This window comes from Actinomycetospora sp., from assembly GCF_036497245.1.
Classification (GTDB): domain Bacteria; phylum Actinomycetota; class Actinomycetes; order Mycobacteriales; family Pseudonocardiaceae; genus Actinomycetospora.
Genome location: NZ_DASXJS010000042.1, coordinates 1 through 24,314, shown reverse-complemented (window position 1 = coordinate 24,314; position 24,314 = coordinate 1). Strand labels below are relative to the sequence as shown.

At 75.4% G+C, this 24,314-nt stretch carries 24 protein-coding genes; 12 read left to right on the top strand and 12 right to left on the bottom strand.

What is annotated here, in order from left to right:
* Positions 1 to 33: 33 nt before the first annotated feature.
* On the top strand, positions 34 to 354 hold the full coding sequence (fdxA, locus tag VGI02_RS05120; protein WP_331626191.1) for a ferredoxin: 321 nt from the start codon (positions 34 to 36) through the stop codon (positions 352 to 354).
* A gap of 5 nt (positions 355 to 359) precedes the next feature.
* A complete protein-coding gene (dapC, locus tag VGI02_RS05115) occupies positions 360 to 1,463 on the top strand; it encodes a succinyldiaminopimelate transaminase (RefSeq protein WP_331626221.1) in 1,104 nt (367 codons plus the stop codon).
* Positions 1,464 to 1,495: 32 nt separating this feature from the next.
* Here dapC and VGI02_RS05110 read toward each other — a convergent pair whose 3' ends face one another.
* From VGI02_RS05110 to VGI02_RS05100, 3 genes are read right to left on the bottom strand one after another with little or no spacing between them, the layout of a single operon-like run.
* A complete protein-coding gene (locus tag VGI02_RS05110; protein ID WP_331626190.1) occupies positions 1,496 to 2,218 on the bottom strand; it encodes an SDR family NAD(P)-dependent oxidoreductase in 723 nt (240 codons plus the stop codon).
* Positions 2,215 to 3,183, bottom strand: a complete 969-nt coding sequence (locus tag VGI02_RS05105; RefSeq protein ID WP_331626189.1) for a DMT family transporter — start codon at positions 3,181 to 3,183, stop codon at positions 2,215 to 2,217. Before VGI02_RS05105 ends, VGI02_RS05110 begins: the two co-directional genes overlap by 4 nt.
* A gap of 33 nt (positions 3,184 to 3,216) precedes the next feature.
* A complete protein-coding gene (locus VGI02_RS05100) occupies positions 3,217 to 5,694 on the bottom strand; it encodes an MGDG synthase family glycosyltransferase (protein ID WP_331626188.1) in 2,478 nt (825 codons plus the stop codon).
* Positions 5,695 to 5,714: 20 nt separating this feature from the next.
* Between VGI02_RS05100 and VGI02_RS05095 the strand changes: the two genes are divergently transcribed.
* The gene (locus tag VGI02_RS05095; protein WP_331626187.1) at positions 5,715 to 6,854 is read left to right on the top strand and encodes an MGDG synthase family glycosyltransferase; all 1,140 of its coding nucleotides are present in this window, start codon (positions 5,715 to 5,717) and stop codon (positions 6,852 to 6,854) included.
* On the opposite strand, the gene VGI02_RS05090 is transcribed toward VGI02_RS05095, so the two are convergent.
* The 8 genes from VGI02_RS05090 to hpnC form a co-directional block, all read right to left on the bottom strand.
* Positions 6,851 to 7,510 (bottom strand): VC0807 family protein, encoded by a 660-nt coding sequence (locus VGI02_RS05090; protein ID WP_331626186.1) that lies wholly within the window; start codon positions 7,508 to 7,510, stop codon positions 6,851 to 6,853. The two genes, VGI02_RS05095 and VGI02_RS05090, sit on opposite strands and share 4 nt — an antisense overlap.
* A 102-nt stretch (positions 7,511 to 7,612) precedes the next feature.
* Positions 7,613 to 8,629 carry an adenosyl-hopene transferase HpnH gene (gene hpnH, locus VGI02_RS05085; protein WP_331626185.1) on the bottom strand — a complete coding sequence of 339 codons (1,017 nt, stop codon included), beginning with the start codon at positions 8,627 to 8,629 and terminating at the stop codon, positions 7,613 to 7,615.
* Between the two features lie 2 nt (positions 8,630 to 8,631).
* Complete coding sequence (ispH, locus tag VGI02_RS05080; RefSeq protein WP_331626184.1) at positions 8,632 to 10,224, bottom strand: 4-hydroxy-3-methylbut-2-enyl diphosphate reductase; 1,593 nt, start codon at positions 10,222 to 10,224, stop codon at positions 8,632 to 8,634.
* Positions 10,221 to 12,173, bottom strand: a complete 1,953-nt coding sequence (gene shc / locus VGI02_RS05075) for a squalene--hopene cyclase (protein WP_331626183.1) — start codon at positions 12,171 to 12,173, stop codon at positions 10,221 to 10,223. The genes ispH and shc overlap by 4 nt, the downstream gene beginning before the upstream one ends.
* Position 12,174: 1 nt before the next feature.
* Positions 12,175 to 13,311 carry a polyprenyl synthetase family protein gene (locus VGI02_RS05070; protein ID WP_331626182.1) on the bottom strand — a complete coding sequence of 379 codons (1,137 nt, stop codon included), beginning with the start codon at positions 13,309 to 13,311 and terminating at the stop codon, positions 12,175 to 12,177.
* Positions 13,308 to 14,774 carry a hydroxysqualene dehydroxylase HpnE gene (gene hpnE / locus VGI02_RS05065; RefSeq protein ID WP_331626181.1) on the bottom strand — a complete coding sequence of 489 codons (1,467 nt, stop codon included), beginning with the start codon at positions 14,772 to 14,774 and terminating at the stop codon, positions 13,308 to 13,310. Before hpnE ends, VGI02_RS05070 begins: the two co-directional genes overlap by 4 nt.
* Complete coding sequence (locus VGI02_RS05060) at positions 14,771 to 15,727, bottom strand: squalene/phytoene synthase family protein (RefSeq protein WP_331626180.1); 957 nt, start codon at positions 15,725 to 15,727, stop codon at positions 14,771 to 14,773. The genes hpnE and VGI02_RS05060 overlap by 4 nt, the downstream gene beginning before the upstream one ends.
* Positions 15,724 to 16,602: a squalene synthase HpnC gene (hpnC, locus tag VGI02_RS05055; RefSeq protein WP_331626179.1), complete on the bottom strand. Its 879-nt coding sequence runs from the start codon at positions 16,600 to 16,602 to the stop codon at positions 15,724 to 15,726. The genes VGI02_RS05060 and hpnC overlap by 4 nt, the downstream gene beginning before the upstream one ends.
* Before the next feature lie 156 nt (positions 16,603 to 16,758).
* On the opposite strand from hpnC, the gene VGI02_RS05050 reads away from it, so the two are divergent.
* Positions 16,759 to 17,928: a PucR family transcriptional regulator gene (locus VGI02_RS05050; RefSeq protein ID WP_331626178.1), complete on the top strand. Its 1,170-nt coding sequence runs from the start codon at positions 16,759 to 16,761 to the stop codon at positions 17,926 to 17,928.
* A gap of 70 nt (positions 17,929 to 17,998) precedes the next feature.
* Here the strand turns inward: VGI02_RS05050 and dapD are convergent, their stop codons facing one another.
* Entirely contained in the window at positions 17,999 to 18,979 is a 981-nt protein-coding gene (gene dapD, locus VGI02_RS05045; RefSeq protein ID WP_331626177.1) for a 2,3,4,5-tetrahydropyridine-2,6-dicarboxylate N-succinyltransferase, read from the bottom strand.
* A gap of 40 nt (positions 18,980 to 19,019) precedes the next feature.
* On the opposite strand from dapD, the gene dapE reads away from it, so the two are divergent.
* The 8 genes from dapE to VGI02_RS05005 form a co-directional block, all read left to right on the top strand.
* On the top strand, positions 19,020 to 20,111 hold the full coding sequence (gene dapE, locus VGI02_RS05040) for a succinyl-diaminopimelate desuccinylase (protein WP_331626176.1): 1,092 nt from the start codon (positions 19,020 to 19,022) through the stop codon (positions 20,109 to 20,111).
* A gap of 173 nt (positions 20,112 to 20,284) precedes the next feature.
* Positions 20,285 to 21,094 carry an LOG family protein gene (locus VGI02_RS05035; protein WP_331626175.1) on the top strand — a complete coding sequence of 270 codons (810 nt, stop codon included), beginning with the start codon at positions 20,285 to 20,287 and terminating at the stop codon, positions 21,092 to 21,094.
* Positions 21,091 to 21,651, top strand: coding sequence for an LOG family protein (locus VGI02_RS05030; RefSeq protein ID WP_331626174.1), 561 nt, complete (start codon positions 21,091 to 21,093; stop codon positions 21,649 to 21,651). The genes VGI02_RS05035 and VGI02_RS05030 overlap by 4 nt, the downstream gene beginning before the upstream one ends.
* The gene (locus tag VGI02_RS05025; RefSeq protein WP_331626173.1) at positions 21,648 to 22,589 is read left to right on the top strand and encodes a glucosyl-3-phosphoglycerate synthase; all 942 of its coding nucleotides are present in this window, start codon (positions 21,648 to 21,650) and stop codon (positions 22,587 to 22,589) included. Before VGI02_RS05030 ends, VGI02_RS05025 begins: the two co-directional genes overlap by 4 nt.
* Before the next feature lie 36 nt (positions 22,590 to 22,625).
* Complete coding sequence (locus VGI02_RS05020) at positions 22,626 to 23,066, top strand: DivIVA domain-containing protein (RefSeq protein ID WP_331626172.1); 441 nt, start codon at positions 22,626 to 22,628, stop codon at positions 23,064 to 23,066.
* On the top strand, positions 23,053 to 23,514 hold the full coding sequence (locus VGI02_RS05015; protein WP_331626171.1) for an SRPBCC family protein: 462 nt from the start codon (positions 23,053 to 23,055) through the stop codon (positions 23,512 to 23,514). Before VGI02_RS05020 ends, VGI02_RS05015 begins: the two co-directional genes overlap by 14 nt.
* Positions 23,511 to 24,095, top strand: a complete 585-nt coding sequence (locus tag VGI02_RS05010; protein ID WP_331626170.1) for a DNA-3-methyladenine glycosylase I — start codon at positions 23,511 to 23,513, stop codon at positions 24,093 to 24,095. Before VGI02_RS05015 ends, VGI02_RS05010 begins: the two co-directional genes overlap by 4 nt.
* Positions 24,096 to 24,240: 145 nt before the next feature.
* On the top strand, positions 24,241 to 24,314 hold a 74-nt coding region (locus VGI02_RS05005; protein WP_331626220.1), incomplete at its 3' end, for a DUF3117 domain-containing protein.

The following is a 24,314-nucleotide window of genomic DNA, read 5'->3' as shown; positions in this document are numbered from 1 at the left end:
CGACGGTGACGAGAGCGAGGAGCAGGAGCCGACGTGACGTACGTGATCGCCGAACCGTGTGTGGACGTGCTCGACAAGGGCTGTATCGAGGAGTGCCCGGTCGACTGCATCTACGAAGGGGGCCGGATGATGTACATCCACCCCGACGAGTGCGTCGACTGCGGTGCCTGTGAGCCGGTGTGCCCGGTCGAGGCCATCTACTACGAGGACGACGTCCCCGACCAGTGGTCGGTCTACACCAAGGCCAACGTGGACTTCTTCGACGAGCTGGGCTCGCCGGGCGGGGCCTCGAAGGTCGGCAAGGTCGACCGCGACGTCGGTCCGGTGCCGGAGCTGCCGCCGCAGGGGGAGTGACGACGATCCCCGCGGTTTCCTTCCCGGGACTGCCCGACTTCCCGTGGGACAGCTTGGCGGCGGAGACGGAGACGGCGCGGTCGCACCCCGACGGCGTCGTCGACCTCTCCGTCGGCACCCCCGTCGACCCGGTCCCGAGGATCGTGGCGTCGGCGCTGGCGGACGCGTGGAACTCGCCGGGCTATCCCCAGACCTGGGGGACGCCGCGGCTGCGGACGGCGGCGGTGGAGGCGCTCGGGCGCCGGTTCGGGGTCGGGGGCGTCGTCCCCGACGCCGTGCTGCCCACCATCGGGTCCAAGGAGCTGGTGGCCTGGCTGCCGACGCTGCTGGGGCTCGGCGCGGATGACGTGGTCGCCATCCCCGACCTCGCCTACCCGACCTACGAGGTCGGGGCGCTGCTGGCCGGGGCCACGACGGTCCGGGTCGCCGACGACGAGCCGCTGCCGGCCCAGACGCGGCTGCTCTGGCTGAACTCGCCGTCGAACCCGACCGGACGTGTGCTCTCGGCGCAGGAGCTGGCGGCGCGGGTGGAGCAGGCCCGGGCGGGGGGCGCCGTCGTGGCGTCGGACGAGTGCTACCTCGGCCTGCCAGGGCCGGGATCGGAACCGGTGTCCGTGCTCGACCCCCGGGTGCACGGCGGCTCTCTCGACGGCCTGCTCGCGGTGCACTCGCTGTCGAAGACCTCGCAGCTCGCGGGCTACCGGGCGGCGTTCGTGGCGGGCGATCCGTCCCTCGTCGCGGGCCTGCTCGCCGTGCGCAAGCACGCCGGGATGATCATGCCGCGGCCGGTGCAGGAGGCGATGACGGCGGCGCTGTCCGACGACGCGCACGTCGCCGAGACCCGGCAGCGCTACGACGCCCGCCGCGCCCTGCTCCGCCCCGCGCTCGAGGAGGCCGGCCTGCGGGTCGACCACTCCGAGGCGGGGCTCTACCTGTGGGCGACGGCGGGCCGGCCGTGCCGCGAGACCCTCGGGTGGCTGGCCGAGCTCGGGATCCTCGTCGCGCCGGGGGAGTTCTACGGGCCGGCCGGGGCGCAGCACGTGCGAGTGGCGCTGACGGCGTCCGACGAGCGGATCGAGGCGGCAGAGGTGCGACTACGTCGCTCGTGAGCACTTTCTGGTGCTATAGCGACAGAAAGTGCTCACGAGGGCGAAGCCCACCGGAAGACCCCCGGCGCCGCGCCCTGCACCACCGAGGCGACCCGGAGCCAGCGCGGGACGAACACCTCCGCGCGGCCCCGCTCCACCGCCCGCAGCGTGGCCGCGGCGACCCGGTCGGCCGGGACCGGACGGGGGAACGCGCGGTCGTAGCCCCGCCGCGCCAGGAATGGCGTGTCGACGGCTCCGGGCAGCACGGTGGTGACCCCGATGCCCGGCTCCTCCAGGCGCAGGGCATCCGCGAACGTCCGCAGCCCCGCCTTCGCCGCCGAGTACGCCGCCTCCCCGGCGACCCCGAGCGCGGCGATCGACGCGACGAACACGACGTGCCCGTGAGCGGACCGCACCGAGGGCCACAGCGCCCGGGTGAGCTGCACCGGTGCCGCGAGGTCGGCGGCCAGCACCGCGTCGACGCCCGCCTCGTCGATTCCCGAGAACGGCCCCGCCGCCCCGATCCCCGCGGCGTGCACGACCAGCCCGACGCCGTGCTCGCCGCATGTGGCGACGACGGCCGCGCGACCGGCCGCCGTCGTGAGGTCCGCGGCGACGGCGTGCGCGCCGGTGGCGGTGGCCACCGCGTCGAGGCGGCCGGCGTCCCGGCCGGTGACCACCAGCGGCGCGGACCGTCCCGCGAGCCGGCGGGCGATCGCCTCACCGATGCCGGACGAGGCGCCGGTGACCAGGGCCGGGGCGCCGTCCGGGGTCATCCGGGGCAGCGCTGCGACCTCGACGAGGGCGACGACTCCGGTTCCGCGTCGTGGTGCTCCCACGTGGCCGCGTCCTCGGGCGCGTCACCGCGGCGCAGCAGGATGGTGCTGCGCAGGGTCACCGAGGCGATCCCGCCGAGCACCACGACCCCGGCGACCGCCTGCCCGGCGAGGAGCGGGCCCGAGGTGTCGAGGCTCTCGCCGAGCCACGCGATCCCGGCGAAGACCCCGATGATCGGGTCGGCGGTGGTGATGACGGCGACCGACGGCGAGACCAGCCGCCCCTGCTGGAACGTGTTCTGGCTGAGCAGGAAGCCCATCGGACCGATCACGCAGGCGGCGTAGAGCGCCGGCGTCGTGAACAGCTCGCCCAGGCCGCCGCGCACCGCCGTCGTCACGGCCTTCATCAGGGCGGCGGTGATCCCGAAGAGGATCCCGGTGCCGAGCGCCAGGGCGAGGATGCGCGTCGGGCGCGAGGTCACCCCGGCGTAGACCAGGCAGGCGATGACGAGCACCACGATCGTCACCAGGAACGCCGGGGACGCGGTGACGTCGAGCCGCTCGCCCTCGGGGGCGGCGACCGGGCGCGCCTGCAGCAGGAACGCCGCCAGACCCGCCGCGGTGAACAGGCCGCCGACGACGACCCAGCGGTCCGGGGCGCGGCGGTGCAGCAGGGCCGAGAAGACCCCCGCGAAGACGACACCGGTGACGAGCAGCGGCTGCACGACGGTCAGCGGCCCGAACGCCAGCGCGACGAGCTGCATGGACAGCGCCAGCACGGTCATGACGAGTCCGAGCAGCCACCAGGGATGACGGATGAGGTCGACGACGAGCCGCGGGCTCAGCGTCGACGACACCGGCACCTCGTGCGTGGCCCGTTGCTGGGCAGCGCTGGCCATCCCGAACCCGGCGGCCCCGACGACCGCGGCGGGGACGGCGACCAGCAGCGAGACGGCTTCGGTCACCGCGATACGCCTCCGAGCAGTGTCCGCCCCTGATCAGCGGACCGTGTCCAACCTGCGTGCGGGTCCATCCTCCCCCTCCGAGGCAACACCTGCTTCACGAATGAGTCCCGTCCACGCGGCGTCCACCCGCGCGAGGAGGTCATCACCGCCGAGGACGGCCTCGTCGACCGACAGCCCGAGGCCCAGCGTGCGGCCCCACGCGAGGGCCCCCACGGCGACGCCGACCCCCTCGGCCAGCGGCAGCACGGGCACCACCTCCCGCACCAGCCCGCCACCGATGTGCAGCGGCCGGCGCACCCCCGGCATGACCGAGACGATGAGGTGGAAGAACCGCCCGTGATAGGTCAGCCGCGCGAAGAGCCGCTGCGCCGGGCCGGGGAGGCAGCGCAGCGCCGACAGCACCGCGGCGGACCCCTCGGCCTGCCCGGAGCCCTGCGCGCGGGCGACGGCGTCGGCGACCGCAGCGACCCGTCGTCGTACCGGGGCGGGGGCGACCGGGAGATCGACCGCGACGGCCGCGGTGCGGTTGCCGGTCCCGTCCGCGTCCGCGCCGGCGCGTAGCCGGGCGGTCAGCGGGACCATCGCCCGCACCGTGGTCGCCCCCGGGGCTGCCAGGGCCTCGGCGACGAGGGTGAGCACGACGATCGTGGTGCTCGTGCCGAGCGCGCGGGCGACGGTACGGACCTCGCCGGCGTCGACGATCCGCGTGACGAGCCGGGTGGTCACCGCGCCGCCGCGGGAGCGGTCACCTCGGGACCGTCCGCGGCGTGACCGTCCGCCGAGGGCACCGCGGCGGGCGCCCCCGGCGCGGGCGAGGGCGGCGATGCCTGCGGCGCGACGGCGGGCCAGGGCGCGGCGCGCGGCGCGGTCGGGTCCGATGGGCCCGTCGGCCGGACGGGACCCCGCGGGCACCGTCGCGCCCTCGTCGGTGAGCAGGCGCACGAGGGCGTCGGTGACCGCGAGCCCGTCGCCGAGGCAGTGGTGCGCCGCGGCGAGGAGGGAGACCTCGCGGGGGCCGGTGCGGGCGACCGTGATCCGCCAGCCACCGTCACGGGGGTCGACGGGGGCGCCGACGGCGGCCGTGGACGTGACGGCGTCCGCGTCGCCGTGGCGCAGCACCGGGTCGACGTGCCGGTCGGGGTCCGGGACGGCAGGCACCCAGCGCAGCGGGCCTGCGTCATCGAGCCGTCGGGCGAGCAGGGCGATCCCGGCGCCGCGCTCGCGGACCCGGTCGGCGACGAACGCGGGCCAGTCGGTGGCGTCGTCGGCCGGGGTGTCGATCGTGATGCGGGCGCCGAGCACCTGGGGGACCCGTGTCGTGGAGGCGTGCCAGAACAACGCGTCCTGCGAGCGCATCCTCTCCACGCGGCGGCCGACGAGCGCGTCGGCGAGATCCTCGCGGGGCGGGCGGTCGCGCAGGACGGCGACCCGTGCCGCGTGGAGCTCCGGGTCGGCGAGCCGGCGGAGGGCGTCGGTGAGGCCCGCGGGGCCGGCGCAGCGCTGCGCGAGGCCGGCGCGGGCGAGCAGCCGGGCGTTGTCGCGGCCGTGGCCGGGGATCGGGTCCGCGACGAGCAGCGGTCGGGCGCAGGCGAGCGCCTCGAACGCGCCGGCCCCGCCGCCGGTGGTGACGACGGCGTCGACGCCGCGGGTGACGGTGGCGGGGTCGTCGATCCAGCGGTGGATCTCGACGCGGCCGGGGTGCGCCGCGGCGAGGACGTCCAGGCGGGCGCGGGCGGCTCGATCGGTGGTGGCGACGACGGGATCGGCGCCCGCGGCGAGCACCGCGGCGGCGATGGCCGGCAGGTCGCCGAATCCCAGCGAGCCGGCCGAGACGAGGACGCGGAGCCGGGGTCGGGCGTTGTCAGCGATGCGGCGTTGCTGACACTGGACGTCAGCAACGCCGCATCGCTGACGCTCCGCGGGGGCCGGCGGGTGGAAGGCCGACACCACCGGCCAGCCGACCACGTGCACCACCGCCCCGGGCGCGGACCGGCGCACCCGCCGCGCGGCCTCCTCGGTGGTGACGAGATGGGCGTCGAGGTCGGCGTCGCACCACAGCGGCTGCGGTGCCGGGTCGGCGGGGACCACCACCGCCCGGGCGCTCAGCCGCCCGGCCCGGCGCAGGCGCGCGAGCCCCTGCACCCCCTCAGGGAACGTGGTGACGACGAGGTCGGGGCGATGCCGGGCGAGCAGCGGCGCGATCCCCCGGGCGCTCCAGCGCCCCAGCACGGCCCGCGTCCCCGCGCGGAAGAAGCCGACGTGGGCGAGCAGCCAGTAGTACAGCCCGTAGAGCCATGGGAGCGCCCGCACACTGGTGGCGTAGATGCCCGAGAACGTCCGCGGGGCGCCGGTACCCATCCCCGCGAGGACGTCGCCGGTCACCACCTCGGCGTCGGGCCACGCCGTATTGAGCGCCTCTGCGACCGCGCGCGCCGCCGCGTGGTGCCCGGCGCCGATCGACCCGGAGAGCAGCAGCACCCGTCGGGGCCCAGGAGAGGCGTCACCGGCCACGGCGGCGCTAGCGTGCGTCGGTGAGCCGGGAGACGGAGTCGCCACTGCGCCGGAATCCGGGACCGTCGTCGTCATCCCCGACCCCCTCGCGCGTGCTGCTGCTCTCCGCGCCGGTGGGTGAGGGCCACGTCGCGGCCGCCCGGGCTCTCGCGGCGCGGATGCGTGTGGTGTGGCCGGCGGCGGCCGTGACCGAGGTCGAGACCGTGGCCGGCGGTCCGCGCCGCACGGCCCTGCTCGGGGCCGCGTACCGGCTCGTCATGCGCGCCGCGCCCGGGCTCTACGGCCTCGCCTACGACGTGCTCGGCCGGCTCCCGCGCGTCGCCGGGGTGTTCCAGCGCCTCGGCGCACCGGCCACGGCCCGCGCGCTGCGACCGGTCCTCGCCCGGCACCGGCCCGACCTCGTCGTCTGCACCTACCCGGTGACCTCCGGTGGGCTCGCCCTGCTGCGCCGCCGGGGTGAGCTGGCCGCCCGCACCGTCGCGGTCGTCACCGACCCCGCCGTGCACCCCTTCTGGGTGTGGCGCGACGTCGACGAGACCTGGGTGATGCTCGACGGGGCCGCCACCGCGGCGCGCCGTCTCGGGGCCGCGGACGTGCGGGTGGTCCCGCCCGTGGTCGACCCCCGCTTCGTCCCGACCCCGCCGCCGGACGGCGAGGACCTCACCGTCCTGGTCACCGGCGGCTCGCTGGGATTCGGCTCGCTCGCAACGGCGGTGGACGCCGTCCTCGGCGCGGGGAGCGGGATCCGGGCGGTCGTGCTGTGCGGGCGCAACGACGTCCTCCGGGGCCGTCTCGACGCCCGCGGCGACCCGCGGCTGCGGACCCTGGGCTGGACCGATGCCGTGCCCGCCGAGATGGCCGCCGCCGACGCGGTGCTCACCACCGGCGGCGGGATGATCGCGAGCGAGGCGCTGGCCGTGGGCCGCCCGGTGCTCTTCGCGACCCCGGTGCCCGGGCACGGCCGCGCGGGCGCGGCGGCGCTGGCGCACGCCGGGCTCGCCGTCGTCTGCCCGCGCCCCGCGGACGTCACCGAGGCGGTCGCCGGGCTGCGCGACGACCCGTCCCGCCGGGCGGAGTTGGCTGCCGCGGCGCGGGCCTTCTCGTCGCGCGACTTCGACGGCACACTGGCCGGGCTGGCCGCCCGGACCCTGGGCGACTAGGCGGTCGCGGGACCCCAGCGCAGCCGCACACCCTCGCCGGCGAGCGACGAGCGGAACCACCACAGCGAGATCCCGATCCCCACGCCCACCAGCGCGAACGACCCCACGGTGGCGACCAGCAGATAGGCCTCGACGGTCGCCACCGCCAACGCCAGCAGCGTGGTCGCGCCGTTCACGAGGAACACCAGCGCCCACAGCAGCGAGACCCGTCGGAAGAACTGCTGGACCTTCGGGCGCTCGGTGAGTGCCGTCGGGAACGCCACGAAGTCGTCCGCGAGCCGGGCCAGCAGCGGGCGCCCTCCACCGAACAGCGTCACCAGCAGCGCGGCCGCGAAGATGAAGTTCTGTGCGGACGGCTCCAGGAAGTACACCAGGGCGCTGCCGGTCCAGAGTCCGACGACGGTCCGCACCACGAGGATCGCCGTGGAGATGAGGAGGATCGCCGGGAGCGCCCGGCGCCACAGCAGGCGCGCCAGCACCGCGAGCCCTGACCACGCCAGCGCGGCCCAGAGCCCCGCGGCGAAGCCGGAGGTGTGCAGCAGGAGCGCGAAGAGCCCGAGCGGGACGAGGACCGACTCCAGCAGCGGGACCACGGCGTGCCGGGCCATCTCCCGCCAGTGCGGCAGGTGGATCGTCGTGCCGTGGTGGTGCGCCATGCGGCTGCGCCGCCTCTCGGCCGGGTACCGGTCGCGTTCGACGGTAGCGACCCCGATGACGCCGCCTTTCCGGACCCCCACCATTCACGGGCCCTTCACGCGTTATCGCGCACCGACCGTGTCCGTCGCCGCGCGGATCGACTCCCGCAGCGACCCCATCGTCGCGAAGACGGCCGACGGCTCGTACCCGCAATGGGCCATGCAGTTCTCGCACTTGGCGTTACGGCCTCGTCCGTACGAGTCCCAGTCCGTGTCCTCGATCAACTCCCGATAGGTCGCGACGTACCCGTCGTCGAGCAGGTAGCAGGGCTTCTGCCACCCGAGCAGTGAGTAGGACGGGATCGCCCAGGCGGTGCAGTCGAAGTCCCGCTTGCCCTCCAGGAAGTCCAGGAACAGTGGTGAGTGGTTGAGCCGCCACTTCTTGCGGCGCCCGTCGGCGAACGCCTTGCGGAACAGCTCACGGGTCTGGTCGACGCCGAGCCAGTGCTCCTGGTCGGGCGCCCGCTCGTAGGCGTAGGCGGGCGAGATCTGCATGTTGTCGACGCCGAGGTCGTCGTTGAGGTAGTCGAGGACGTCGATGACGTCCTGCGGGGTGTCGGTGTCGAAGAACGTGGTGTTCGTATAGACCTTGAACCCCGCCGCCTGGGCCGCCTTGATCGCGTCGACCGCGGCGTCGAAGCCCCCGACCTTGCGCACCGAGGCGTCGTGGCGCTCGCGCAGGCCGTCGATGTGCACCATCCACGCGAAGTTCTTGTGCGGCGCGAACTTCCCGATGTGCTTGGGCAGCAGCAGCGCGTTCGTGCACAGGAACACGATCTTGTTGCGGTCCAGCAGCTGCCGCACGATATCGTCGATCTGCGGGTGCATCAGGGGCTCGCCGCCCGCGATGGAGACCATCGGCGCGCCGGCCTCCTCGATGGCGCCGACCGCCTGCTCGACCGGCATCCGCTGCTTCAGCAGCGACGCCGGCTGGGCGATCTTCCCGCAGCCCGCGCACTTGAGGTTGCAGGCGAACAGCGGCTCCAGCTCGACGAGGATCGGGAACTTCTCCCGGCGACGGATGCGCTGCGCCATGAGGTACGTGCCGAGCCGGATGCTCTGTCGGAGGGGGAATCCCATGGTCAGCTCACGTCCTTGGGGAGGGTGAAGCGGATGTCCTCGGTCGTGGTCGGCCGGGGGGTGACGGTCACGGGCCCGAGCCCGCGTAGGAGGTCGACGACGCTGCCGACCCCGCCGTCGACGAGGGCCTCGGGTGCCGAGGCGCCCGCGGTGACCGCGACGCGCCGGGCCCCCACGAGCCAGGTGAGGTCGAGTTCGTCGGGGCGGTCGACGCGGCGGGCCTCGACCCCGGCGCGGGCCCCGACCTCCGCGAGCCGCACCGAGTTCGAGGAGTTCGCCGAGCCGACGACGACGAGCCGGTCGGCCTCGGCGGCGACCGCGCGCACGGCCGCCTGGCGGTTGGTGGTCGCGTAGCAGATGTCGGTCGAGCGCGGCTCGACCAGCGCCGGGAACCGTCGTCGCAGCACCGCGGCGATCCGTTCGGCCTCGTCCACGGCCAGCGTGGTCTGCACGGCGGATGCGACGCGCCCCGGATCGGGCGGGGTCACGGCCTCCGCCTCGGCCTCGCTGCCCACGACGATCACGTCCCCGGGCGCCTCCCCGACGGTGCCTTCGACCTCCTCGTGCTCGGCGTGGCCGATGAGGAGCACCGTGGCGCCGCGCCCGGCGTGGCGCCGCACGCCCGCGTGCACCTTGGTCACCAGCGGGCACGTGGCGTCCACGACGGCGAGGTGCCGCGCGGCCGCCGTCCGCCGCACCGACGGCGCGACGCCGTGCGCGGCGAGCACGAGGGTCGCGCCCGTCGGGACCTCCTCGGCCTCCTGGACGAAGACGGCGCCGCGGCGTTCGAGGTCGGCGACGACGTGGCTGTTGTGCACGATCTGGCGCCGCACGTACACCGGGGCGCCGTGCCGGTCGAGGGCCTGTTCGACGGTCGCGATCGCGCGGTCCACCCCGGCGCAGAACGAGCGCGGCTCGGCGAGCAGCACCTCGCGCTCCCCGAGGGCCGCGGACCAGGCGGCGAGGACCGGCGCGGCCCGGCGCAGGGAGCGCAGCGCGGCGATCCCCCGCCCGACGGTGCCCGGGTGCACGAGCGGGTGCTCCGGGGTGTCGACGATCGCGCGGACGACGGCGAACGGGGTCGCGGCGTCCTCCGGTGCGAGCCAGGCCGACTCGGTGTCGACGGCGAGTGGGGCCCGCCCCCGTGGCAGCAATGGTCCATTGCCCTCACCTGACGAGCGAGGGGCGCCACTCACCCACGACGACGGCCCCGCGCGACCCAGAGCCGGCCGCTCGGCACCGGTCACCACGTGCTCGGCCGAGATCACCGGCCCGACGTGCACCGTCAACCCGGCCGCGCGCAGCGCCGCCGCCAGCAGGGGCGCGCTCGCCACCCGCACCGACCCGCCGTCGGGCCCCACGACCTCGTCGGCCACGACGAGTTCGCCGGGCCGGAGCACCTCGCGCAGCGCTCCGGCGACCCCGGCGACGAGCACCGGCCGACCGGCCAGGCGCCGCGCGGCCTCCCGGGATCGCCGCGGTCCCGCGCCGGTGCGGATCACGCTCGCCGTCGGGACCCGGCATCCACCCGGCCCGGCGACGGCCCGCCGCTCGATCGCCATCGGGGTGGCGACGACGGGTCCGGTGTCGGTCATGCGCCACCACCGACGAGGTCCCACCCGTGCACCCAGCGGCCCAGGGCCGAGATCGGGAACACGACCCGGTAGAGGTGGTAGGCGATGTAGAAGTCGCCCGGGAACCCGGTGCCGGTGAACTGCTCCTCGTCCCACCCGCCGTCGGGGCGCTGCGTCTCCACCAGCCAGGCGACCCCACGCTCGGCGGCCGGCGAGCGGTCACCCGCGGCGATCAGCGCGAGCAGCGCCCACGCGGTCTGCGACGGGGTCGAGGCACCGCGCCCGATCCACGCCGGGTCGACGTAGGAGCGCAGGTCCTCGCCCCACCCGCCGTCGTCGTTCTGGTGGGCGTGCAGCCACCGCACCGCCCGTCGGATCGGTGTCGACGCGGGATCCACCCCCGCCGCCACCAGCGCCGGGACGACGCCACCGGTGCCGTAGAGGTGGTTCGCGCCCCAGCGGCCGAACCACGACCCATCGGCCTCCTGCGCGTCGAGCAGCCAGGCGACCCCGCGCCGGCACACCTCGGAGCCCGCCCGGCCCTCGGCCGCGAGTGCCTCCACGACGTGCCCGGTGACGTCCGCCGACGGCGGGTCGATCACCTCGCCGAAGTCGCAGAACGGCAGCTTGGTGACCAGCGCGCGGGTGTTGTCGGCGTCGAACGCGCCCCATCCGCCGTCGGCGGAGACCATGCCCGCGGCCCAGTCGAGGCCGCGGTCGACCGCGGCGCGCAGCCGCACCCGGTCGGCGTCGTCGAGCCCCGCGTGCTCGGAGCGGCGCAACGCGAGGACGACCTCGGCGGTGTCGTCGGTGTCGGGGTAGACGTCGTTGGCGAACTCGAAGGCCCACCCGCCCGACGGCAGCGCAGGCCGCTGCACCGTCCAGTCGCCGGTGGCGGTGACCTGCTCGTCGAGCAGCCACCGGGTGCCCGCGACGACGGCGGGGTCGTCGGCGGGGACGGCGGCGTCGTGCAGGGCGTTGACCGCCAGGCAGGTGTCCCACACCGGCGACTGGCAGGCCTCCAGGCGGATCACGGGGCCGTCCGGCGAGCCGGTGACCAGGGTGAACCCGTCGAGCCCGGCGATCGCGGCGCGGACGGCCGGGTGGTCGCGCGGGTAGCCGAGCAGCACGAGCGCCATCACCGAGTACACCCACGGCGGCTGGATGCCGCCCCACCCGCCGTCGGCCTCCTGGCGGGCGAGGATCCACTCGCCGGCCTTGCGCATCGCCCCCCGGCGGATCGCGGCCAACGGTCCCGGTCCGCGGCGGGCGGCGCGCGCATAGGCGTGCAGCCCGACGTCGAGCCGGGAGAAGAACCCCGACCACGTCCAGACCGGGGCCCACCGGGGCGCGGCCGTCCCGGCCCGTAGCTCCTCGATGCCGAAGCCGACCGGGTGCGACGGACGCAGGGTGGCGACGACGGTCAGCGGGACCACCGTCTGGCGGGCCCAGCACGCCCAGTCCGACACGTTCAGCGGGAACCAGCGGGGCAGGTGGATCAGTTCGGGGGGCATCGCGGGCAGGTCGTCCCAGGACCAGAGCCCGACGAGCGCCAGCCAGACCCGGGTGAACACCCGGGTCGACTCCACCCCGCCCTGCTCCCGGACGAACGCGGCGGCGGCGGCCATGTGACTCGAGGCGGCATCGTCTCCGGCCAGCCGCAGCGCGACCCACGCCTCGACGGTGGTGGAGAGGTCGCCGGGCCCGCCCGCGAAGGTCGCCCAGGTCCCGTCCGCGCGCTGCTGGGAGCGGATCCAGCGGGCGGCGCCCGCGGTGCGCTCCGGGTCGGAGAGATCGAGGACGTGCCGGAGCAGGAGGTCCTCGGCGTCCATCGTCACGTTGGTGTCGAGGTCGCCCTTCCACCACCCGGCCGCGTCCTGGCGCGAGCGCAGGTGGTCGATCCCGGCCTCGAGGGCGTCCGCTGCGGTGCGGACGCCGGTCGAGGTGACAGCGGGGACGGACAGCGTCAACTCAGGCCTCCCGGTCGGCGAGGTGGCGGGCGAGCGCGACGAGCTCGGCCCGGGCCCGCGTCGTGGCGGGGTCGGTGGTGGGCAGACGATCGGCGAGCGTCGCGAGCGCGGCCTCGGCGGCGGCCAGCCGACGACGGGCCTCGGCGCCCGCCCAGGCGCGCCCGCCGCCCGCCTCGACGAGGGCGGCGCCGCGACGCAGGGTGAGCTCGTCAGGACCGGCACTGCCGTCGGCCGGCCGCGTGAGCCAGGCGGCGAGGTCGCGTCCGGCGTCGCCGCCGTGAACGACGGCCCACGTGACCGGGAGCGACTTCTTGCGCTCCCGCAGGTCGGCGAGCACGGGCTTGCCGGTGACCGCGGGGTCGCCCCAGATGCCGAGCAGGTCGTCGACGAGCTGGAACGCCAGGCCGAGCTCGGCGCCGAAGGTCCGCAGCGCGTCCCGGGCCCCGGTGGGGGCGCCCGCGAGGACGGCGCCGATCTCGGTGCTCGCGCCGAGCAGCGTCCCGGTCTTGCCGTGGGCCATCGCGAGGCACTCGTCGACGCCCACGTCGTCGCGGTCGGCGAACGCCACGTCGGCGACCTGGCCGCCCACCAGCTCGCGCACCGTCCGGGTCAGAAGCAGGGCCGCGGCCGGGGCGGGCACCTCGAGCAGCACCTCTGTGGCGAGCGCGAGCATCGCGTCGCCGGCCAGGATCGCGGCGGGCGCGCCCCAGAGGGCCCATACCGTCGGGCGGTGGCGCCGCTCGGTGTCGCCGTCGATGAGGTCGTCGTGCACGAGCGAGAAGTTGTGCACCAGTTCGAGGGCCACCCCGCCGGGCACCGCGACGTCGTCCTGCGCGCCGCAGGCCCGGGCCGCCAGCAGCGCCAGCGCCGGCCGCAGCGCCTTGCCGCCACCCCGCGACGGGCGACCTTCGGCGTCGACCCATCCCAGGTGGTAGGCGGTCTGGCCGGCGCTGGCCGGGTCGAGGCGGGGCACCACCGCGCGCAGTGCGGGGTCGACCAGGTCCCGGCAGCGGCGCAGCACGGCGGCCACGTCCACCGTCGTCGGGTCGGGGAACGTCTGGTCGGGGAACGTCGGGTCGGGGAACGGGGTCGCCGGATCGGGGAGCGCCGCCCCGCCGTCGGTCGTCGCGGCGGTCATGCGGCGACCCGTCCCCGGCCGTCGCGCTCGGGGCCGTCGTATCGGGGTCTGGGGTCGTCATGTCCCCGGGTCACCACGGCGGCCGCAGTCCGTCCACTGCGCACGGCACCCTCCATCGTCGCGGGCCATCCGGTGTCGGTCCACGCGCCGGCCAGCGCGAGCGCGGGCAGCGCGGTCCGGGCGGCCGGTCGTCGGGCGCCGCTGCCCGGGGCCGGCCGGAACGTCGCCCGGGGCTCCCGGGTGACGAATCCGTCGATCAGTCGCGCCTCCGCCGCGGCGGGCAGGAGGCGGGTCAGCTCGGTGCGGAAGCGCTCGACGAGCACCGCGGCGCCGAGCCCGGTGTAGGCGTCGGCGGCCGAGAGCGAGACGACCAGGTACTGGGCGCCCGCAGGCAGCGCGCCGTGGGCCGCGGAGCGGTCGAACACCCACTGCACCTCGGTGTCCAGGCCCGCCGCGAACGGCACCGGGAGCACCGGGCGGTCGAGGACGAGGTGGACGTCGACGATCGGGCTCGCGCCGAGTGCCTCGGCCGCGTCGCCGACCTGCGTGCCGACCGGGTCGGGCAGCACCGCGGCCGCCGCCTCCGGGGGCAGCGCGCACACCACGGCGTCGACGGCGAGGGCGTCCCGCGCGCCGTCGCGGCCCGCGACGGTGATCCGCCAGCCGTCGTCGGCGCGGGTGACGTGGCGGACCCGGGTGGCGAGCCGCACCCGCACCCCGGCGTCGTCGAGGGCGCGGCGGGCGGCGGTGTCGTGCAGGTCGGAGAGCGGAACCCTCGCCCAGCCGATGTCGGAGGCGTCGGGGTCGCCGAGCAGCCCGAGGCGGAACACCGTCGCGGCCAGCGCCAGCGACGCCTCGTCGGCGCGGGCGTTGAGCGTCGGGGTCCCGACGAGGTCCCACAGTGCCGCCACCGCGGCGGGGCCCTGCCCGTAGCGGCGCAGCCAGTCGCCGAAGCTCTGTGCGTCGACCGCGGGATCGGCGGGGTCGAGGCGGCGCAGCGCGGCGGCGGCCCGGGGGAGGGCGAGCCGCTCGCGCCACGGCACCGGGTCGTAGCGCAGCAGTGCCCGGGCGAGGTGCGCCCCCGGGAGGAGGCCCAGGACGGCCGGAGGGCGGTCGCGTCGCAGCCGGGCGGGGGCCGCGCCCGGGCGGAGCACAGTGACGTCGAGCCGCTCCTGCAGGGTGGTGGAGCCGGTGACGTCGAGGCGGGCGAGCAGCCCGCGGTAGGCGTGGCAGCAGCGCAGGAAGACGTGCTGGCCGGTGTCGACGTGCGCGTCGCGGCGCCGGAACGACCCGGCGAGGCCGCCGAGGCGCGCCCGGCTCTCCAGCAGGGTCACCTCGTGCCCGTCGTCGGCGCAGCGCAGCGCGGCGGACAGTCCGGCGAGGCCACCGCCGAGGACCGCGACCCGCCTCGACGGCCGGGCTCCGCCGCCGATGTGCTCCCGCGACCGTCTCCCCGGCGTCATCGACCCACGCCCCTGCGGTGCCCGCCCGCCGGGTCCAGGCCCGTCAGGGCGCGCACGGCGACCAGGGCCTTCTTCGGGGCGGACAGGGACAGCCGCCGGTCGTAGACCGCGCGGGGGTCGGCGGTGATGTCGTCGAGCAGGCGCCGGTAGATGCCGGCCATCGCGGTCGTGCAGGCGGCGCTGCGGCGGTCGAGCAGCCCGACCAGCTGCAGGCCCTCGTCGTACCACTCGCGGGACCGGACGGCGGCGTCGCGCAGGAGATCGGCGAGGGCGCCCTGGGGGTCGTCGAGGACGCCGTCGGAGCGCACGCGCAGCGTCACGCCCGCCGACGCCAGCTCGTCGGCGGGCAGGTAGATGCGGCCGTTGAGGAGGTCCTCACGGACGTCGCGCAGGATGTTCGTCTGCTGCAGCGCGAGGCCCAGGGCGTCGGCGAGCCGGGGGGCCTCGCCGTCGGGGTCCGCGCCCGGGCGGGTCCCGAACACCCCCAGGCAGAGGCGCCCGACCGAGCCCGCGACGCACCGGCAGTACCAGAGCAGGTCATCGAAGGTGCGGTACGGCGCGGACGGGGTTCCGGCCCGGGCGTACGCGTCGTCGGCGGCGACGTCGGCCTCGACCCCGTCGACGAGCTCGTCGAAGGCGCCGAGCGGGATCGGGAAGCGCCGGGACGCGTCGGCGACGGCGAGCATCACCGGGTCGTCGCCCGGGGCGTCGTCGAGGGTCGTGAGCTGCGTGCGCAGGTCGGCGAGCGCGGCGCGCTTGGCGGCGGCCCCGCCGTGCTCGTCGCCGAGGTCGTCGACGCGGCGGGCGAGGGCGTAGACCGCGCAGAGGGCGGCCCGGCGGTCCGGGGGCAGGAGCCGGATCCCGTAGTGGAAGTTGCGGGCCTGGGTCCGGGTGATGGCCTCGCAGGTGGCGTAGGCACGGGCCGTGCGGGCGTCCGTCACGACGGTGGTCACGGGCGGGAACCTCCTGTCCTGCGGGGGCGGAGTCCGAGTCGGGCCAGGTGGGTCACGACGTCCCGACGGCGGGTGCGGGCGGTGCGCCCGAGGACGTCGCCCCCGGTGCGGTCGACGGCGTCGGCGGCCGCCGCGCCGCCCGCGACGTAGCCCGCGACGGCGAGGCGGGCCGCGCCGTCAACCCGGCCGACCAGACCGGCGCCTCCGGCGAGCAGGTCGCGGGCGGCGGCGGACTCGGCGAGCACGAGCAGGCGCAGCGCCGGGGAGGCGCTCGGTGCGTCCAGGTCGGTCTCGGCGACGCCTGCGGCGTCGAGGGCGTCGGCGGGCAGGTAGATGCGGCCGCGTGCGCGGTCCTCGGCGACGTCCTGGAGGTGCTCGAGTAGCTGCAGGGCGACGCAGACGTCGTCGGACCGGGCGAGCATCGCGCCGGTGGGGGCGACCTCGAACGCGGCGAGGACGAGCCGCCCGACGGGCACCGCGGACAGCCGGCAGTAGCCGATCAGCTCGTCGCGGGAGGCGTAGCGGGTGACGGTCTGGTCCGCCCGGTTCGCGGCGACCAGGTCGTGGAACGGCACCGCGGGCAGCAGGCCGACGTGGGGCGCGAGGGCGCCGATCACCGGGTCGTGCGGATCTCCACCGGCGAACACGCGATCGAGATCCTCGTCGAGCGCGTCCAGCGCGGCGAGCCGCTCGACGGGACCGAGATCGCCCTCGTCACCGACGTCGTCGACGGTCCGGACGACGTCGTAGATCGCGCGCAGCACCGCCCGCCTGCGCGCGGGGAGCACCCGCAGCGCGACCGGGAAGTTCTCCGCCCGCTCCGCGACACGTAATCGCGACGTCCCGTCGGCGGGGGCAGGCGCGCGATTTTCCATGGCGTCGATGGTGCTTGTGGGGCACGCGACAAGTCTTGACTCGGACGATCAGTTCGAACGCCCGTTTTTGTCATCGCGGCACAGAACGAGCCGGATTATCGTCGGGGTAGGGGGCAGAGCTGCCGTTCGTCGCGGCTCAGAAGGCAGAGGTGGGGTTTGACCGAGATCTCCGCACCGTCGCTCGATGCCTTGTCCGCCGCTGTCGGGCGCCGTGTCCCCGAACTCATGGTCGAGGTGCGCGACGCACTCGATGCCCGGGTCCCCGACTATGCGCAGTTCCTCTCCGAGCACGAGCAGGAGGTGACGGCGGGCGTCCGGGCCGTCCTGGGTCGGATCATCTCGCTCACGCACGACGGGTCGATCGACCGTCCGGGCGAGCGGGAGTTCTTCGAGAACCTCGGCCGCTCCCAGTGGCGGCAGGGCGCGCATCTGCCCGACCTGCTCGCCGTCTACCAGATCGGCGTCCGGGTCTTCTGGCACCACGTCTCGGCCGCGGCGCTCGAGGTCGAGCTGGCGCCGGACGCGCTGGCGGCCCTGGCCGAGACGGTGTTCTTCTTCGTCGACCAGCTCTCCTCGGCCTCGGCCCACGGCTACGTGCTCGAGCAGGAGGAGGCCGGGGCGCTGCGCGAGCGCCACCGCGAAGAGCTCGTCGACCTCATGCTCTCGGAGTCCTCCGACCCCGCCGCGGTGCGCGCGGCCGCCCGTCGCGCCGACTGGCCGGTGCCGGAGAAGGTGTCGGTGGTGCTCGTCGAGCCCGACGACGCCTCCGGGCGGCGGGCGCTCTCCCGGCTCGACGCCCGGTCGCTGCCGATCCGTCGCCCGCCGCTGGTCGGGGCCGTGGTCCCGAACGGCTCGCGCTCGGCGGAGCGGGCCGCGCTCACCGGCCTGCTGCGGGGCGCGCACGCCACCGTCGGCGCCGCGGTGCCTCCCGAGCACCTGGCCCGCAGCCTGCACCTCGCCGAGATCGCCGCGCGGCTGACGAAGGAGCACCTGCTCTCCGACGATCCGGTGTTCGTCGCCGACCACCTCGACGCGATCATCGTCCACCGCGACCGCCGGCTGCTCGACGCGCTCGGCAACCAGGTCCTCGCCCCGCTGGACGCGTCGGCGCCGTCCTCGCGGGAGCGGCTGCGCGAGACGTTGCGGTCGTGGCTGCGGCACATGGGCGACCGCAGGTCGATGGCCGAGGAGCTCCACGTGCACCCACAGACCGTCCGGTACCGGATGGGTCGGCTGCACGAGCTGTTCGGTGACTCGCTCGACGACCCGGAGGTGCGGGCGCGGCTGATGCTGGCGCTCTCCTGGGTGGCTCCGCCTCGTGAGTAGGTGGCCTCCGGCCTGGTGAGCACTTTCGGGGGCTATACCCCCCGAAAGTGCTCACCAGGGCTTCGCCCACCTAATTCGCGTGCAGCGCCTCGTTCAGCTCGACCTTCGCGCCCTCGGTGCGGGGAAGGGCCTCGACGGCGCCCGTCGTCGAGTTCCGGCGCAGCAGCAGGCCCGAGCGCCCGGAGAGGTCGGCCGCCTTGACGACGGAGCCATCGTCGAGAGTGACCCGCGTGCCCGCGGTGACGTAGAGACCCGCCTCGACCACGCAGTCGTCGCCGAGCGAGATCCCGATCCCGGCGTTCGCGCCGAGCAGGCAGCGCTCCCCGAGCGAGATGACCTCCTTGCCGCCCCCCGACAGCGTGCCCATGATCGACGCGCCGCCGCCCACGTCGGAACCGTCGCCGACGACCACGCCGCCGGACACCCGACCCTCGATCATCGAGGCGCCCAGCGTGCCCGCGTTGAAGTTGACGAAGCCCTCGTGCATCACCGTGGTGCCCTCGGCGAGGTGCGCGCCCAGGCGGACCCGGTCGGCGTCGCCGATGCGGACCCCGCTCGGGATGACGTAGTCGACCATCCGGGGGAACTTGTCGACGGAGTACACGGTCACCGGCCCGCGGCCGCGCAGCCGGGCCCGGACCTGCTCGAACCCGGGCACGGCGCACGGCCCGTGGTTGGTCCACGCGACGTTCGCGAGCAGCCCGAACATGCCGGTGAGGTCGACGCCGTGCGGGCGGACCAGGCGGTGCGAGAGCAGGTGCAGGCGCAGGTAGACGTCGTAGGCGCTCGCGGGCGGCCCGGACAGGTCCGCGACGGTGCGCACCGCGACGACCTCGACGCCCCGGGCCTCGTCGGTGCCCAGCGCGTCGACCAGCGCCGGCTCCAGCTCCCCGGCCGGGACCATCACGGTGCCCGGTTCCGCGGTGACCGGGTCGGAGCCGGCGAGCTCCGGCAGCGGGTACCAGGTGTCGAGGACGGTGCCCTCGAGAGTGACGGTCGCGATGCCGACACCGACGGCGCGGGTGGGGGTCTGGGAGGTCGGGGTGCTCATCGCCGACCAGCCTAGCGACGGCCTCCTAGGGTGGGTCGCCGTGAGCACGGACCCGGACCTGCCCCTGATCGACGTTCCCCGGCTCGACCTCCACGCCGACCCGGTCGGCCTCACCGCGGCGCTGGTCGACGTCCCCAGCGTCTCGGGGGAGGAGAAGGCGCTCGCCGACGTCGTCGAGGCCGCGCTGCGTCGCGAGCCGCACCTCGAGGTGGTCCGCTCCGGGGAGGCGGTGCTGGCGCGGACGGCGCTCGGGCGGGAGCGCCGCGTCCTGCTCGCCGGGCACCTCGACACGGTCCCGATCGCGGACAACGTGCCCTCCCACCGCGACGGCGACCTGCTCTACGGGTGCGGGACCTCGGACATGAAGGCCGGCGTCGCGGTGATGGCCCACCTGACCGCGGTCCTCACCGAACCGGCCCACGACGTGACCCTCGTGCTCTACGACTGCGAGGAGATCGACGCCTCGCGCAATGGGCTGGGCCGCATCGAGCGGGACCTGCGGGAGTGGCTCGACGCCGACCTCGCGATCCTCGGGGAACCGACGTCGGGTCTGGTCGAGGGCGGGTGCCAGGGCACCATGCGCGTCGTCGTGGACCTGCACGGGCGTCGGGCGCACTCGGCGCGCTCGTGGTTGGGGGAGAACGCGATCCACGCCGCGGCGCCGGTGCTCGCGCGGCTCGCTGCGTACGAGCCCCGCCAGGTGGACATCGACGGCTGCGTCTACCGCGAGGGTCTGCAGGCGGTGCGCGTCGAGGGCGGCGTCGCGGGCAACGTCGTCCCGGACGCCGCCGCGGTGACGGTGAACTTCCGCTTCGCCCCGGACCGTTCCCTGCCCGACGCCGAGGCCCACGTCCGGTCGGTGCTCGAGGGGTTCGAGGTCCGGGTGACCGACGCCGCACCGGGGGCGCTCCCGGGGCTGTCCGCGCCCGCGGCGGCCGAGTTCGTCGCGGCGAGCGGGGCGACGCCGGTCGCGAAGTACGGGTGGACCGACGTCTCGCGGTTCTCCGCGCTCGGGATTCCCGCGGTGAACTTCGGTCCGGGCGACCCGAACCTCGCCCACACCCGCGACGAGCACGTCGACGTCCGGAACATCACGGCGGGTGCGACGACCCTGCGCGGCTATCTGGACTAGCCCGGTGGTGCGTCCGGCGCAATCTGGTGTCGAACGAACGGGTCGTTCGTGCAGCTAGAAGCAACAAACGAGTCGTTCGTTCCGAACCGCCCAGACGACGACCGGGTCAACTCCCGGTGACCGGTGCGCGACCGCGGGACGCGCCACGTCCGGGCGTCCCTACGCTGGCGGGCATGACCGGGCCCTCTCCGTTCGATCCTCTGAAGTCCGACGATCTGACGACGCCGCGACCGACGACCATCGACAGACGACGCCCCGAGCACCGGGACCCGGCCCGGCTCTCGTCGACCACCGACCAGCGCCTGCTCGACTCCCGCGGCCCGGTCGACTGGGTCCACTCCGACGCCTGGCGCCTGCAGCGGATCCAGGCGGAGTTCATCGAGGGCTTCAGCGTGCTCGCCGAGATCCCGCGGGCGGTCACCGTCTTCGGTTCGGCCCGGACCGCGCCGGACCACCCGGACTACGCGACCGGCATGGCCCTCGGCGGCGCGCTGGCCCAGGCCGGCTACGCGGTGATCACCGGCGGCGGCCCCGGGATCATGGAGGCCGCGAACCGCGGCTGCTCCGAGGCAGGCGGGCTGTCGGTCGGCCTGGGGATCGAGCTCCCCTTCGAGCAGGGCCTCAACCCGTGGGTCGACCTCGGTGTCGGATTCCGCTACTTCTTCGCCCGCAAGACGATGTTCGTGAAGTACGCCCAGGCCTTCGTCTGCCTGCCCGGCGGCTTCGGCACCCTCGACGAGCTCTTCGAGGCGCTCGTGCTGGTCCAGACCGGCAAGGTGACCCGCTTCCCCGTCGTGCTGTTCGGCTCGGGCTACTGGGGCGGGCTGGTCGACTGGCTGAAGACCACCGCGCTCGAGCACGGCGTCATCAGCCCGAAGGACGTCGACCTGATCACGATCACCGACGACGTGGACGACGTCGTCGCGATCGTGGAGAAGGGCTTCCAGGAGCTGGTCGAGGACCCCGGCCCGGTCGAGCCGTGAGCCTCGCGGTCTGCGTGTTCTGCGCCTCGGGGCCGGTCGCGCCGGAGCACCTCGCGCTCGCCCGGGAGCTCGGCGCCGGGATCGCCGCCCGCGGCTGGACGCTGGTCTCCGGCGGCGGCCGGGTCGGCATGATGGGCGAGGTCGCGCGGGCCGCCCGCGCGGGCGGCGCCCACACCCTCGGCGTCATCCCGTCCGACCTGGTGCACCGCGAGGTCGCCGACGACGAGTCGGACGAGCTCCTCGTCGTCGACGGGATGCGGGAGCGGAAGGCGGCCATGGACGCGCGCAGCGACGCCGTCGTGGCCCTGCCCGGGGGCCTGGGGACCCTCGAGGAGCTGTTCGAGGCCTGGACCTCGCGGGTGCTGGGCATGCACGCCAAGCCGGTGGTGCTCTGCGACCCCACCGGCCACTACGCACCGATGCTGGCGTGGCTGGAGGGCCTGACCGGGACCGGTTTCCTCTCGAGCGGGTCGCTGGACGCCCTGACCCGCACGACGACGGCGGGGGCCGCCCTCGAGGCCGTGGCCGCCACCGCGGACGTCCTGCCCCGGCCGTGAGCACTCACGAACCCTGGTTCTCCGCCCGCACCTGGACCGAGCCGCCGTGGACGGCCGCGGAGCTGGTGGCCGCGAAGGCCGGGCGCACCGTCTCGGTGGTACTGCCCGCGCTCGACGAGCAGGCCACCGTCGCCGGCGTCGTGGGGGCGGTGACGCCGCTGGTCGGGACGGTGGTGGACGAGGTCGTCGTCGTGGACTCCGGCTCGGTCGACGACACCGTCGCCGTCGCGCACGCCGCGGGCGCGCGGGTGATCACCCGCGAGGAGGCCCTGCCGGGGGTGGTGGTGCGGCCCGGCAAGGGGGAGGTGCTGTGGCGCGCGGTGGCGGCGACCACCGGGGACGTCCTGGTCTACCTCGACTCCGACCTCGTCGACGTGGACGAGCGGTTCGTGACCTCGCTGCTCGGGCCGTTGCTGACGGTGCCCGGCGTCGAGCTGGTGAAGGGCTTCTACCACCGCCCGCTGCGGATCTCGGAGGACGACGTGCTCGCCACCGGCGGCGGCCGGGTCACCGAACTGGTCGCCCGGCCGGCGCTGGCCGCGCTGCGCCCGGAGCTCGCCGGAATCGTCCAGCCCCTCGGCGGGGAGTACGCCGCGACCCGGGAGCTGCTGGAGTCGCTGCCGTTCGCGGGCGGGTACGGCGTCGAGCTCGGGCTGCTGCTCGACACCCACCGCACCCGGGGGCTGGGCGCGATCGGGCAGGTCGACCTCGGCGTCCGCAAGCACCGCCACCGCAGCCTGCGGGCGCTGGGCGTGACCGCCGCGGAGGTCCTGGACGTGGCGCTGCGCCGCTGCGCGGACCTCGACGAGGGTTCCCGGCCGTTGACCCAGTTCGTGCCGGTGGGCGGGCAGTGGCTGCCCGAGGTCCACGACGTGGCCACCACCGACCGGCCGCCGATCCGCGAGCTTCTCCCGTTGACGGCGCCCCACCCGCCCTGACGGCCGCTGTCGGTCCCTCGTGCCACGATCGACCCCATGGGCAGCGCGTTGGTCTACGTCCTCGTCGTCGGGGTGGTCGCCGGCGTGATCTACGTGGCGACGGCGATGCTGGCCGGGCGGGGCGAGGATCTCGAGCCGATGCCGCCCGGTGCCACGCCGACCCGATTGCCCGCGCGTGACCTCACCGGGGGCGATCTGCGCGAGCTGCGGTTCCAGCAGTCGTTCCGCGGATACCGGATGAGCGAGGTGGACTGGGCCCTCGACCGGCTCGCGGCCGAGGTGGACACGCTGCGGGCACGCCTGGCCGTGCACGAGAGCCTGCCGCCGTCCGCGGGCGAGGATCCGGAGACGCTCACCGGCGTCGGGTACCCCGCCCCGGTGGCCCCGGAGGAGGACCCCACACCCACCGACCCGACCGCGGGCGTGCCGTCCGGCGCCGCGACCAGCACGAAGGGCATCTCCCATGGTCACCCGTGACATCACCGTCGGCGTGGACGTCGACGCCCCCGGGGAGCTGCTCTGGAAGGCGGTGACCGACTGGGAGTCCCAGGGCGAGTGGATGCTCGGCACCGTGGTCCGCGTGACGCACGGGGACGGTGTGGGCATCGGCTCCGAGCTCGCGGCCACCACCGGGATCGGCCCGCTCGGCGTCACCGACAGCATGCGGATCGTCGGCTGGGACCCGCCGCACCGGGCCACCGTCGTCCACACCGGTTCGTTCGTGCGCGGCTCCGGCACCTTCACGGTCATCGACCGGGGGCCCGGGGCGTCCCGGTTCGAGTGGGGCGAGCGGCTGGACCTCCCGCTCGGGCTCCTCGGGGCGCTCGGCTGGCCCGTGATCTCGCCGCTGTTCCGGCTCGGCCTCGCGGTGTCCCTGCGCCGCCTCGCCCTCCGCTGCGCGGCCGAGGCAGGACAGACGCCGTGACCGGGGCGATCGTCGGCGACGACGGCGTCGGTCGGTGCCCGTGGGGGGCCTCGGACCCGCTGCTGCGCGAGTACCACGACACCGAGTGGGGCCACGAGCTGCACGGCCGGGACGCGCTCTACGAGCGGCTGTGCCTCGAGGCGTTCCAGTCCGGCCTGTCGTGGCTGATCATCCTGCGCAAGCGGCCCGGCTTCCGCGAGGCGTTCGCCGGGTTCGACGTCGGGAAGGTCGCGGAGTTCTCCGACGACGACGTCGCGCGGCTGCTCGACGACGCGGGGATCGTCCGCAACCGGCAGAAGATCGACGCGGCGATCTCGAACGCCCGCGCCGTCCTGCGCATCGAGGAGGAGGGGCCCGGGCTGGACGCGCTGCTGTGGTCGTTCGCGCCCGACCCACCTGCGCCCCCGCCGGAGACCCTCGAGGGCGTCCACGCCACCACGCCGGCGTCCACGGCGATGGCCAAGGAGCTGCGCAAGCGCGGGCTGCGCTTCGTCGGGCCGACCACCGCGCACGCGTTGATGCAGGCCACCGGGATGGTCGACGAGCACCTCTCCGGGTGTTTCCGCAGCGCTCGTTCCTGACCGCCCGACCGTCCCGCCACGCCCGATGATCGCTCCGGTGTCGTGCGCGGCGAACGGATGGGGAAGAATCATCGTGTGGCGCGCGACGCCCACCGCTGGTGGCGCCGGTCCGTCGCCGCCGAGACCGTGTGGAGGGAGTACGACTATGGCGGCCATGAAGCCCCGGACCGGTGACGGTCCCCTCGAGGTCACCAAGGAGGGGCGCGGCATCGTGATGCG

Coding starts and splice junctions, on each gene's coding strand:
- VGI02_RS05110 (WP_331626190.1), bottom strand. CDS start 2,218: ATGACCCCGGACGGCGCCCCGGCCCTGGTCACCGGCGCCTCGTCCGGC.
- VGI02_RS05015 (WP_331626171.1), top strand. CDS start 23,053: ATGGTCACCCGTGACATCACCGTCGGCGTGGACGTCGACGCCCCCGGG.
- VGI02_RS05070 (WP_331626182.1), bottom strand. CDS start 13,311: ATGACCGCCGCGACGACCGACGGCGGGGCGGCGCTCCCCGATCCGGCG.
- ispH (WP_331626184.1), bottom strand. CDS start 10,224: ATGACCGACACCGGACCCGTCGTCGCCACCCCGATGGCGATCGAGCGG.
- hpnH (WP_331626185.1), bottom strand. CDS start 8,629: ATGGGATTCCCCCTCCGACAGAGCATCCGGCTCGGCACGTACCTCATG.
- hpnE (WP_331626181.1), bottom strand. CDS start 14,774: ATGACGCCGGGGAGACGGTCGCGGGAGCACATCGGCGGCGGAGCCCGG.
- hpnC (WP_331626179.1), bottom strand. CDS start 16,602: ATGGAAAATCGCGCGCCTGCCCCCGCCGACGGGACGTCGCGATTACGT.
- dapD (WP_331626177.1), bottom strand. CDS start 18,979: ATGAGCACCCCGACCTCCCAGACCCCCACCCGCGCCGTCGGTGTCGGC.
- VGI02_RS05020 (WP_331626172.1), top strand. CDS start 22,626: ATGGGCAGCGCGTTGGTCTACGTCCTCGTCGTCGGGGTGGTCGCCGGC.
- VGI02_RS05035 (WP_331626175.1), top strand. CDS start 20,285: ATGACCGGGCCCTCTCCGTTCGATCCTCTGAAGTCCGACGATCTGACG.
- VGI02_RS05090 (WP_331626186.1), bottom strand. CDS start 7,510: ATGGCGCACCACCACGGCACGACGATCCACCTGCCGCACTGGCGGGAG.